Source organism: Lewinella sp. (assembly GCF_050633125.1).
Classification (GTDB): domain Bacteria; phylum Bacteroidota; class Bacteroidia; order Chitinophagales; family Saprospiraceae; genus Lewinella.
On sequence record NZ_JBOEFX010000008.1, the window covers coordinates 25,094 to 36,800 of the forward strand.

The 11,707-nt window shown below is 46.1% G+C and carries 7 protein-coding genes and 1 pseudogene; all 8 read left to right on the plus strand.

Annotated features, from left to right (window positions below; all coding sequences use genetic code 11):
* Positions 1–2,226 (plus strand): annotated as a pseudogene (locus tag ACRBG0_RS01455) (type I restriction-modification enzyme R subunit C-terminal domain-containing protein); the annotation flags it as partial.
* Between the two features lie 45 nt (positions 2,227–2,271).
* Positions 2,272–3,870 carry a restriction endonuclease subunit S gene (locus ACRBG0_RS01460; RefSeq protein ID WP_431485158.1) on the plus strand — a complete coding sequence of 533 codons (1,599 nt, stop codon included), beginning with the start codon at positions 2,272–2,274 and terminating at the stop codon, positions 3,868–3,870.
* The gene (locus ACRBG0_RS01465; RefSeq protein ID WP_431485159.1) at positions 3,870–5,351 is read left to right on the plus strand and encodes a DUF3883 domain-containing protein; all 1,482 of its coding nucleotides are present in this window, start codon (positions 3,870–3,872) and stop codon (positions 5,349–5,351) included. Before ACRBG0_RS01460 ends, ACRBG0_RS01465 begins: the two co-directional genes overlap by 1 nt.
* A 96-nt stretch (positions 5,352–5,447) precedes the next feature.
* Positions 5,448–6,023, plus strand: coding sequence for a hypothetical protein (locus tag ACRBG0_RS01470; protein WP_431485160.1), 576 nt, complete (start codon positions 5,448–5,450; stop codon positions 6,021–6,023).
* Between the two features lie 45 nt (positions 6,024–6,068).
* Complete coding sequence (locus tag ACRBG0_RS01475) at positions 6,069–7,589, plus strand: N-6 DNA methylase (protein WP_431485161.1); 1,521 nt, start codon at positions 6,069–6,071, stop codon at positions 7,587–7,589.
* 55 nt (positions 7,590–7,644) lie between these two features.
* The gene (locus tag ACRBG0_RS01480) at positions 7,645–8,382 is read left to right on the plus strand and encodes a hypothetical protein (protein WP_431485162.1); all 738 of its coding nucleotides are present in this window, start codon (positions 7,645–7,647) and stop codon (positions 8,380–8,382) included.
* Positions 8,383–8,529: 147 nt separating this feature from the next.
* Positions 8,530–10,830, plus strand: coding sequence for a tetratricopeptide repeat protein (locus tag ACRBG0_RS01485; RefSeq protein ID WP_431485163.1), 2,301 nt, complete (start codon positions 8,530–8,532; stop codon positions 10,828–10,830).
* Between the two features lie 2 nt (positions 10,831–10,832).
* On the plus strand, positions 10,833–11,612 hold the full coding sequence (locus tag ACRBG0_RS01490) for a LytR/AlgR family response regulator transcription factor (RefSeq protein WP_431485164.1): 780 nt from the start codon (positions 10,833–10,835) through the stop codon (positions 11,610–11,612).
* Positions 11,613–11,707: the final 95 nt, after the last annotated feature.

Consider the following 11,707-nt stretch of genomic DNA (forward strand, 5'->3'; position numbering starts at 1 on the left):
GCTGGTAAGACTTTTACCGCTGCTACCTTTGTGTATCGACTCCTCAAGCACGCCAATGCCCAGCGCATCCTCTTTGTGGTGGATACCAAAAACCTGGGCGAACAGGCAGAGCAGGAATTTCGCGCCTACCAACCCCAAGACGATAACCGCCAGTTTACGGAGCTTTACAATGTACAGCGGCTCACCTCCAGCTACATCGCGCCGGATAGCCAGGTGTGCATTTCTACCATCCAGCGATTGTACTCCATCCTGAAAGGGGAGGAGCTCGACGATGCCGCTGAGCAAGAAAACCCCAACGAGAGCAGCTGGCTGGAACAGCAAAAGAACAAGAAGGAACCTCTACCCGTAGTGTACAACGAGCGGATACCCATCGAGCAGTTCGATTTTATTGTGATTGATGAGTGCCACCGTTCTATTTACAACCTTTGGCAGCAGGTGCTCGACTATTTTGATGCCTTCCAGGTGGGGCTCACGGCTACGCCGGATGTGCGCACCTTCGGCTACTTCAACGAGAACGTGGTGAGTGAGTATACCTACGAAGAGTCGGTAGCCGACGGGGTAAATGTAGGCTACGAAATTTACCTCATCGAAACAGCCATTTCCCAGGGTGGGGGCGTGATCAAAAAAGGGTGGGATGTAGAGCGCCGCGAAAAACTAAGCCGCCGCAAACGCTGGCAGCAACAGGATGAAGACCTGGAATACAAGCGCCGCGACCTGGACAAAAAGGTGGTCAACCCCAGCCAGATCCGCAATGTCATCAAAGCCTTTCGGCAAGCCCTGGAAAAGGAGATCTTCCCGCAGCGCTTCAATGCCGACGGCTCTTACCAGGTGCCCAAGACGCTGATCTTTGCCAAGACCGACAGCCACGCCGACGACATCATCCGTATTGTGCGCGAAGAGTTTGGCGAGGGCAACGAGTTTTGCAAAAAAGTAACCTACAAGATCGACGAAGACCCGAAATCCCTGCTGGCCCGCTTCCGCAACGACTACTACCCCCGTATTGCCGTGACGGTAGACATGATCGCCACCGGCACCGATGTGAAACCCCTGGAGGTGCTGCTTTTTATGCGCGACGTAAAAAGCAGCAACTACTTCACCCAAATGATGGGGCGGGGCACGCGTACCATCAACCAGGACAGCCTGCGCCAGGTGTCGAGCGGTGCCCAGGCCAAAACCCATTTCATTATCGTGGATGCGGTGGGCGTCACCAAATCGAAAAAGACCAATACCCGCCCGCTGGAACGCAAGCGCGGGATACCGCTCAAAGACCTGCTCGGTGCGGTAAGTATGGGGGTGGCCGAAGAAGACCTCTTCCTCTCACTGGCCAGCCGCCTCACTCGCTTGGACAAGCAACTGACGGATAAGGAAAAAGCAGGCCTACGCGAGCTGACGGGTGGCAAAGACCTGCCCCAGCTCACCCGCGAGCTGCTGCACGCCTACGACCCCGACGTACTGGAACAGGCCACCGACCAACGCCGCCGTGAAGACCCCAGCAGTCCCGCGCCGGAGGTGGTAAGTGAACAAATACAGCAAGAACTGACCCGCAGTGCCGCCGCCAACTTTACCGGCGAAGTCAATGCATACCTGGAGCAGGTACGCAAAGTACACGAGCAAATCATCGACACCCATAACCTGGATGCCGTAACCAAAAGCGAGTGGGACAAAACCAGTGCCGACAAAGCCCACCAAACGGTGGAGGATTTTGCCACTTATATAGCGGCTCACAAAGACGAGATCACCGCCCTGCGCCTCTTTTACGGCCAACCCTACCAGCGGAGGGAACTGACCTTCCGTATGGTGAGCGAGCTGCTGGAACGCATCCAGCAAGACAAACCCGCACTGGCCCCCCACGCCGTGTGGGACGCTTACGCCCAGGTAGATAGCATTCAGGCCCAGCGCCCCAAGCAGGAGTTGGTAGCTTTGGTATCTTTGGTGCGCCGCGTGTGTGGCATCGACGAGCAACTGACGCCCTACCCGCAGGTGGTAGACCGCCGCTTTCAGGAGTGGGCCTTTGGCAAGCAGGCCGGTCCGCTGAAGTTTACGGAAGACCAAATGCAGTGGCTGCGCATGCTCAAAGACCACATTGCCGGTAGCTTCCACCTGGAGCTGGACGATCTGGACTATACGCCCTTCGACGCCGTAGGTGGACGTGGGCGCATGTACCAATTGTTTGGTGGGGAAATGGACACGATTATTGGGGAATTGAATGAGGCCTTGGTGGCTTAATTTTTAAAGTTATTGGTGTTTCTTAGTAAAACAGGTTTTAAAACGATGATGATAAAGGAAAGTAGAAACAATTTAGATATAGCTAGTTGGGTTGAAGTTGAAATTATTGACTTGTTGACTACTTTGCCAAACGGCAAAAAAATCAACCAAGGCTGGAGCCCACAGTGTAAATCGCATGCATCTCCTTCGGAAGATATATGGGGGGTATTAAAAACCACCGCTATTCAGGCAAATGAATTTCGACCATTTGAAAACAAAGAATTACCATTAGACAAGGCTATACGGGATCACCTAGAAGTGGTAACAGGAGATATACTTTTGACTTGTGCAGGCCCTCGAAACAGATGTGGTATTGCATGTCGAGTGAGACAAACAAGGAAACGCTTATTGCTCTCGGGTAAAATGTACAGGTTTCAGCCTGATATACGGCTCGTTATCGGCGAATATTTGGTTCAATATTTACAAAGTGCTAATGCGGAGAGCCAGATAGACAGGATGAAAACGGGAGGTAGTGAAAGTGGATTGAATTTAACCCAATCAAGATTCAAAAAACTTAAAATCCCCCTCCCGCCCCTCCCCGAACAAGGCGCCATCGTCACCAAGCTGGAAGCCTTGTTCCATGAGTTGGAGGAAGGGATAGCGAGCCTGCAACGCGCGCAAGACCAACTAAAAATCTACCGCCAGGCCGTCCTGAAAAAAGCCTTCGAGGGCGAGCTGACGCGGGCCTGGCGCGAGCAGCAAACCGACCTGCCTACCGCCGAAGAACTGCTGGCCCAAATCCAGGCCGAGCGCGAGCGGTATTACCAGGAGCAACTGGTGGAGTGGGAGGAAGCTGTGCGGGTTTGGGAAGCTGAGGAGAAGGTGGGGAAGAAGCCTAAGAAGCCAAGGAAGTTAAAGCATGATATTATTTTGACTTCACAAGAATCTGAAAGGCTCCCGAATATCCCTAACCTTTGGAAATGGTGTCGAATGGGATCAGTTGCTAATAGAATCCAAATTGGCCCATTTGGGAGCCAATTGCATAGACACGATTATGTAGAAAAAGGGGTTCCTGTTATTAATCCAAAGCACATTAAAGATCAAAGTATCAAACCTGCAATCTTTATAGATGAAGAAAAAGCGAGCAGCTTGCCTCAATATGCATTAAAGTCAAATGATATAATATTAGGCAGACGTGGAGAAATGGGGCGTTCTGCCTTTATTTCGGAATATCAGAATGGTTGGATGTGTGGGACGGGAAGTTTATTTATTCGACTTAGCTCTATTTTTGAAGCAAAGTTATATAGCCTTGTATTGTCGGAAAGAAGAGTTGTATCATATTTAGAGGATAAAGGAAGCGGAACTACAATGACCAATCTAAATTCTGAAATTCTCAATAATCTCCCAATTCAAATTATTTCCCTCCCCGAACAACACCAAATCGTCCAGGAGATCGAATCCCGCCTGTCCGTCTGCGACCAGGTAGAAAAAGACATCGTCGCGAACTTAAAGCGGGCGGAGCGGCTGCGGCAGAGCATCCTGCAAAAAGCCTTTGCGGGCGAGCTGCTCACGGAGGCCGAGCTGGCGGCTTGTCGGGCGGAGCCGGATTGGGAGCCTGCGGCGGTGTTATTGGAAAGGATAAAGAAGCATAAAACCCAGAAATAGTGAACACGGAAATCAGAAAACTACTAATTGATCGCGCTCACGCTAGAAGTCGAGGACCTATTTCTTATGGAGATGTGGCTAGAGCATTGGGTATCACTACCGCTACAGAAGCCGATCGTTCAATACTTAGTCGAGTACTAGGGGAGATTGCTGAATTTGAGCATCAGCAGGATCGACCATTGCTGAGTGCAATAGTAACGTACAGTATAGGTAGTAAGGAAGGGGCTAGCAAATCAGAAACGGAAGATAATACACACGGTCCCGGCCTTTATAACATAGCAGCTGAATTGGGATTTGGAAGTAAGAGGCAATTACAACAAGATTTCTTTGGCATCACGGAAATGAATCGTTGCTTCGACTTTTGGCAAAACGAAGAGAATTACCGCAATTACCGCGTTGTCCGCACTCCAGGCATGCCTTTTTTCACTAAGGAAGAAATAGCTGGTTTTTCAGCTATTGTAGATCAGCCTTACGAAACTGAGAATCCAGCACATCAGGATGTAAGACAGACAGTCATTGATCCGCTTTGGGATAAAACCATTCACTGGGCAAATAGCTTGGTAGAACAGTTCCCTGACTTTAAACAAAAATCAAAGCGCAGTTGGACAGAGCTTCGGCGTTCTGGTCAGATATTTAAGCATTATACCTGGGCCAGAATTTTTCACCAAAGACACGATGGGCGTAAAATTTACTTTACCGTAGGAGTAGATGGCAACACCCAGGAGCTTGTATACAAACTGGATTACCAAGTAATTGGAAGAAGCAGCAATCTGGATGAGCAACAAAGGCAATTGATCCAAAGCGAACGCCCCATTGCTGCTAGATGGGTGGGGATTCACCAAGATCAACTCCTCAGTTATGATTGGGATAAACTGATTGCCGAAAGCTCTGATTTTATTCGAAAATATTTGGAGGATTACGAAAGGTTGTACCGTCTGATAGAGAATTCCGAAAACTTGACGGGAGAACTATCGGACAAAAATCAATTGATCCCAACCGATCCTCCAGAAGGTTGGGGAGAGGAACCAACGTACGAACCGGATTTTAAACCTACTTCTACCGATTACGAAGAGAAAGCTCGCGAACAAAAGCTACTCGGAGACCAAGGAGAAGAACTAGTTATTAGTTTCGAGAAAAAAAGGCTGCGCCATCTAGGCTGTGAAGAATTAGCTGAACAGGTTACTAAGGCAGCGGATGGGGAAGGTTTTGATATTCGCAGTTTTGATAAAAATGGCGATCCTGTATTCATAGAAATCAAGACTACCCGACAGGGTATTGATACACCGTTCTACCTGAGTCGAAATGAGTTGGCATTTGCAGAGAAAAACGCTTCAAATTACTGTATCTATCGACTTTATAATTACGATTCTACACTGAATACGGCTCGTTACTATAAGCTTCAAAATGTTGTCGAATCGGTCATTTTGCAACCTACTGAATATCTAGTGTTTCCCAAAAGAGATCTTCTCGACAAAGATTAAAGATGTTTGCCAAGATAAGATCTAGGCGCGGTACAGAGCGGAACCGGATTGGGAGCCTGTAGCGGTGTTGTTGGAGCGGATTCGAAAAATAAAATCATGATGAAGGGACCTGTACATAGAGAATATCTTCTTACTAGAAGATTTACAAAAAACAGTGAAGATTACAAAGATGCTAATCGAAGAATTACCTTCTCTTTAGTCCTGCAAGGGAAGAAAGCAATTCCACCTTCAGGACCAGAGAAAGTGGTCTACGTTGTAAGAAAGAAGGATGAGTTTTTATACATCGGGGAAACTGAAAAAAATATCACTGATCGCTTTGAATCATCATTTACCAATTACCGTAAATATTATCACGCACTTAGTGAAAGTAAAGACGGAGAAAAGGTTAAAAAGAGAGGAAATGGCGGATACAAATGGATAAAATGGTTGGTACCGGATAAACCTCCTAGTTTGCGCGTAGATACTTTTAGTTTCGATTCCACTACCGATAGAGAAATCATTCAGGCTATCGAAGCAGAAATAGTATTTATGGTCAGGATGCACCACAAAAAATGGCCTATTGGACAGCACGAGATTCACTTTTTTGAAGAAAATAGAGAGTTCGCCCTGGGGATATGTAAAGAACATATCTTTCCTGTTTTGAATCTTCCAATAGACGATTTGGGCAGATAAGGCTAAGTTTGATTTTGAAAAACGAATAAAATCTTTAGATACTCCATGAGCAACTCCTCCAACCTCATCTCCAAAGTCTGGAACTTCGCCAATGTCCTGCGTGACGACGGTGTCAGCTACGGCGACTACCTGGAACAGATCACTTTTCTGCTTTTTCTGAAAATGGCGGATGAGCTTTCTAAGCCGCCTTACAACAAGCATATCCACTTTCCGCGCTTGCGCGATCTGGAAGGCAACGAAATCCCGGATGCCGATCTCTGCAACTGGGAAAACCTGAGCAGTAAGTCTGGCGCAGAGCTGGAGGCCTATTACGGGCAGCTCTTGCGTAGCCTGGCGCAGGAACCCGGCATCCTGGGGCAAATCTTCGTGAAGAGCCAGAATAAAATACAGGACCCTTCCAAGCTGCTGAAGGTGATCAGAATGATCGATCAGGAGGATTGGAACCTGATCGGAGCTGATGTCAAGGGCGACATCTACGAAGGCCTGTTGGAGAAAAACGCCGAAGATACCAAGAGTGGTGCTGGGCAATACTTTACACCACGAGCGCTCATTCGGGCGATGGTGGCCTGCGTAGAACCTGCGCCACTCAAGACGATCATGGACCCGAGCTGTGGTACGGGCGGCTTCTTCCTGGCGGCGTACGACTACATTGTAGCGGAGCACCAACTCAACCGCGAGGAGAAGACTTTCCTGAAGAACGGCACCTTTTACGGCAACGAGATTGTAGCGGGTACCCGTCGCTTGTGTCTGATGAATATGTTTCTGCACAACATCGGAGAGATCGACGGGGAAACCTTTATTTCACCAACCGATGCCCTCATCACCACCCCCAGCGAACGCTACGACTACGTGCTGGCCAATCCGCCCTTCGGTAAAAAGAGCAGCATCACGATTACCAATGAGGAAGGCGAACAAGAAAAACAGGACCTCAACTACAGCCGTCAAGATTTTTGGGCGACGACCTCCAATAAGCAACTCAACTTCCTGCAACACATTCGCTCTTTACTCAAGATCAATGGCGAAGCCGCCGTGGTACTACCCGACAACATCCTCTTTGAAGGTGGCGCGGGAGAGATCGTCCGCAAGCAACTGCTACTGACCACCGACCTGCATACCATCTTGCGCTTGCCTACGGGTATCTTCTACGCCCACGGCGTAAAGGCCAATGTCCTCTTTTTCGACAACAAGCCCGCTGCCAAAGACCCCTGGACCAAGGAGGTGTGGATCTACGATTACCGCACCAACATCCACCACACCCTCAAAAAGAAGCCCCTCCGCTACGAAGACCTGAAAGACTTCATCGAGTGCTACCGTCCCAGCAACCGCCACCAGCGCACCGAAACCTGGAGCGAAGCAACACCCGACGGTCGCTGGCGTAAATTCGGCTACGACGAGATCGTCGCCCGCGACAAAACCAACCTCGACATCTTCTGGCTCAAAGACGACTCCCTCACCGACCTCGATAACCTCCCCGATCCCGACGAGCTGGCCGAAGAGATTATTGAGAATATGGAAGCGGGGTTGGCTAGTTTTCGGGAGATTGCTGGGATAGTGGGGGAGGGGTGATAATTAGTGAAGCTTATTTTTTGATAGGAAGAATTGAATTTCAAATAGCAGCGGTATGAAGTACGCTCCTGAATTTGAAGAATTGGTAGCCGCTTGTTGTGCTACGAATAGTTACATAGGCATTGGCAACCCCAATGCGAAAATCCTCTTCGTTGGCAAAGAAGCGGCTATTGACCACAAAGAGGTAGAGAAAACTGGATATGTTTCCAATGCGGAAGAGTGGCAGGAAATAATAAAGGGAACGCGCGATAATCATCTTAAGATTGATGAAATTCCGAAAAGCGATTATTTACGTAAAGCAGGAATAACGTGGCGTAAATACCAACTACTGCACGATGCCATATTTCAAGAAGATCCGCATCGGAACGGCGAAGGTCTGACCATTGATTTTATGCGGCATATTTTTACGACCGAAATGAATGATGCCCCTCACAAAACTACCCATGAAGCGCAGAAGAAGGAAGACTTTCAGGCTAATCTAAAAGCGCGTAGAGAAAGCTTCTTTTCTCAGCAATTTATCCAGAATTTTCCGGTAGTCGTATTAGCCTGCTCCAACTACATTAAGAACCATGGCGAGCATCGAGAGATCAACGATACGTTTGGGGTTACATTTACAGAACAAAGAGATATACCGGGCACCAATCAACGATTTTGGATACACCATAGTAGTGATCCTAAACGCCCCAAGTTGGTCATTCATTGTCGCCAATTAAGTGGAGCAGTTCACAACGATTTTCTGCAAGAAATGGGTAGCGTGATTAGAGATTATTTGCGGGAGGAACGGTTGTTTTGATAGGTGAATCTCTCTTGACTTGACTGTTGAAGCTCGGCGGAAGCGAGCCCGTAATGTATCAACGTAATTTTCCTAGTTGAATAAAAAGCTTAACTTTCGGTAACAAAGGGTTTGTCCGTAGCTTGTAATCCTAAATCCTTTTATAAGATGAGATTTATATTAATAATTCTATTATTCTCTTTGTGTCTGAAATCAGGACTTTTCGGGCAAAATATTGACAGTTTACGTTTAGTGGCTGTAGATGAAACAAAACCTGATAGCACGCGCTTAAAAGCTTACAATGAAGTTTCCGTTTTGTTACGAAACCAAGATTTTGACCAATCGCTTCAAGCTGCACAAAGTGGACTAGATCTTGCGCTTCAGTTAGGGAATTCACAATGGATAGGCGTCTCCTATAGTAATATTGGAGGAGCTTATTTTGCGAGCAATCGCTTTCCTGAGGCAGAAGCAGCTTTCCTGAAAGCGCAGGAAGTATTTGAAGCCACAGGAGATATGGAGGGGTTGAGTGACTGTTTTGGTAACCTCGGGACTTTATATAATTCTACAAAAGATATTGAAAGCGCCATTTTTTACCTAAAAAAATCTAACAAGCTACGTGACTCCTTAAACCTGGATCAAAAGTTAGCGGTAGGTCTTAATAACCTTGCGAATTCCTATGCTAATGCGGGCAGTTTTGAAGAAAGCTATAGAACGCACCAGGCTGCTATTCGCCTTCGTATCAAATTAGAAGATGAAAAAGGTCTGGCTCAGTCTTATTCAAATTTGATTAGTTTCTTTGGGCAGCAAGGGAAATTAGACTCAGCACTTCACTATGCACGTCAGACTATTCCACTTTACGAATCTTTCGCAAATATTAACGGGCTAGCAATTATTCATTTTAATTGTGGGCACATATATTCAATGCGTGGAGAATTTAAAGAAGCTTACGATAACTATGCCAAAGCCAGAGATTATTTTGAACAATCAGGAAACACGGGTGCACAGTTAAAAGCAGAGATGAGCATTGGGCAGGTCCTTTATAATTTGGGAGAATACGATGATGCTATAGAAAGGATTGAAACAACTATTAATTCTTTAGAGGCTTCTAATGATATTCCCGCTTTAGCTACTGCTTATACTAATCTTGCAAATGTTCTTTATGATAAATATCTCTTTAATGGAGAAGAGCATTTAATTCTTGATTCGGTACTCCTCTTACATGAGCAGTCGCTTGAGTTTAATCGCACCCTGAAAAGCCAGACTGGTATCGCTCAGAGCTTAGTGAATATTGGAACTGTACTTTGGAAACAAGAAAAATACCCTTCTGCTATCGAACACTTGGAAGAAGGAATTAAGCTATACCAGCAATTAGGTGCTGAGCGGAATGCACATAGTGCAATGATCTCGCTAGGTAAGTGTTACATGAAGCTCGGACAACCTAAGAAGGCGCTCCCTCACTTTGAGTCCGCTAAAGCAATTCTGGAGGAAAATAACATGTTTAAAAATGATGTTTATGCTGATCTGGCAAATGCCTATGCGGGGGTCGGTAATTATGAGCAAGCCTACAGACACATGGTACTGGATGAAGAAATCCGAGACTCGGTATATATCCAGGAAAAGATGGCCGCTATTACCGAAACAGAAGCGAAGTATCAGACAGAGAAGCAAAAGAGTGAGAACCAACTTTTGAAGAAAGAGGGTGAACTTCAGGATGCCGTTATTCAAAGACAGCGAACTACATTATGGGGAGGTTTGGCCTTGTTGATATTTGGTGCCGGACTTTTGTGGCTTATTTACAAAAGGGGAGAAGAGCGGCGTAAAACAAACCTGGTGCTGAGTAGACAAAAAGCAGAAATAGAGACTCTTCATAGAGAACTTTCCCATCGTGTAAAGAACAATCTGGCTTTTATTGCGGCTTTAATGCGGATGCAGAGCAGGCGATTGGATAGTGATGAAGCGAGACAAGCGATCAAAGAAGGAGAGACTCGTCTGGAGGTTATGTCGCTATTGCATCGTAAGCTAGAAGGCTTGCAGCAAAGGCCGTTTTTAGACTTGGGTAATTATCTCCAAGAACTATGTGCTAACCTTCAGGCAACTTTTCCCAGCTCCAGCGGATTACCCAAATTAGACCTAAAAATGGAGTTCTTAGAATTGCCAGGTGAAGTCGTGATGAGGATTGGGTTGATTATTAATGAGCTACTAACGAACTCCTACAAATATGCTTTTGAGCAGCAACCCACCCCTGTTATCTCTATAGGTTTGGAGAAAATTAGCGAAGATCGTTTCCGACTGAGCTATGAAGATAACGGATCTGGGATACCATCAACTTTTGAGGTCGCAACGGCGGATTCTTTAGGGTTGAAGCTGATCAATACTTTGACAAAACAATTAAATGGAGAATTAACACAAGAGAATAGTGGTGGTGCAAGATTTGTTTTCTCTTTCCCAAAAGAGTTAGTAGTTGGCTAATTATGAATAGACTCAAAATATTAATTGTTGAAGATGACTTAGTGTTAGCGGAACAGCTGAGGGAAGAATTGGCGAATTTAGGGTATGTTATTACGGACGTAGTAAGTAATAGTGATGATGCCCAACGTGCATTTAAACGCCAACTGCCGGATTTGTTGCTGTGCGATATTGGACTGGATAACAGTAAGTTAGACGGAATAGGTTTAGTCGATAGATTAAATAAAATTGTGCGGATTCCTGTTGTTTTTCTTACAGCTTTTGGAGATGAAGCCACTACAGAACGAGCAAAGTCGTTAAAGCCGGCCTATTATCTAATCAAACCTCACAATCCTGTTCAGTTACAAATTGCCATTGATTTTGCACTAGATAACTACACTAGAAATGAGATGGCAGACCCCCATCATTCACTGAGTTTTCAACAACCTCCACCTTGCTTATTGTATTCCGCCGACGATTTCTTTTTTGTAAAGGATGGCTATACTTACGTTCGTATTAATGTTGCGGATATTGTGTACGTTGAGGCATTGGGCAGTACCGTCCGGATAGTAACAGATAACAATAGTCTTGTTTTTTCTACAAACCTGAGTAGCTTCATCCGGCAAGTTACTCATCAGAGCTTATTACGAATACATCGCTCCTACCTGGTGAATAGCCATAAGATTATCTCATTTGAACGTGGTCGAACCTTTTTGGCCAAGAAAGATGAAAAAGTAGAGATACCCGTTGGACAAACTTATCGGGAGGACTTGCAACAGCGATTCCCGCGATTATTGGCAGATTGAGTAAAGTGTTAGTTCGTAAAGAAAAAGGGCCAGTTCGTAAAGACCATAATAGTATAGTAGGAGTAGTCACCTAATTTGGAAGCCTAATTAAAATA

Bases quoted from the DNA above. Each gene is read 5' to 3' on its own strand.
- ACRBG0_RS01460 (WP_431485158.1), top strand. From the start codon at position 2,272: ATGATGATAAAGGAAAGTAGAAACAATTTAGATATAGCTAGTTGGGTT.
- ACRBG0_RS01470 (WP_431485160.1), top strand. From the start codon at position 5,448: ATGATGAAGGGACCTGTACATAGAGAATATCTTCTTACTAGAAGATTT.
- ACRBG0_RS01475 (WP_431485161.1), top strand. From the start codon at position 6,069: ATGAGCAACTCCTCCAACCTCATCTCCAAAGTCTGGAACTTCGCCAAT.
- ACRBG0_RS01480 (WP_431485162.1), top strand. From the start codon at position 7,645: ATGAAGTACGCTCCTGAATTTGAAGAATTGGTAGCCGCTTGTTGTGCT.
- ACRBG0_RS01485 (WP_431485163.1), top strand. From the start codon at position 8,530: ATGAGATTTATATTAATAATTCTATTATTCTCTTTGTGTCTGAAATCA.
- ACRBG0_RS01490 (WP_431485164.1), top strand. From the start codon at position 10,833: ATGAATAGACTCAAAATATTAATTGTTGAAGATGACTTAGTGTTAGCG.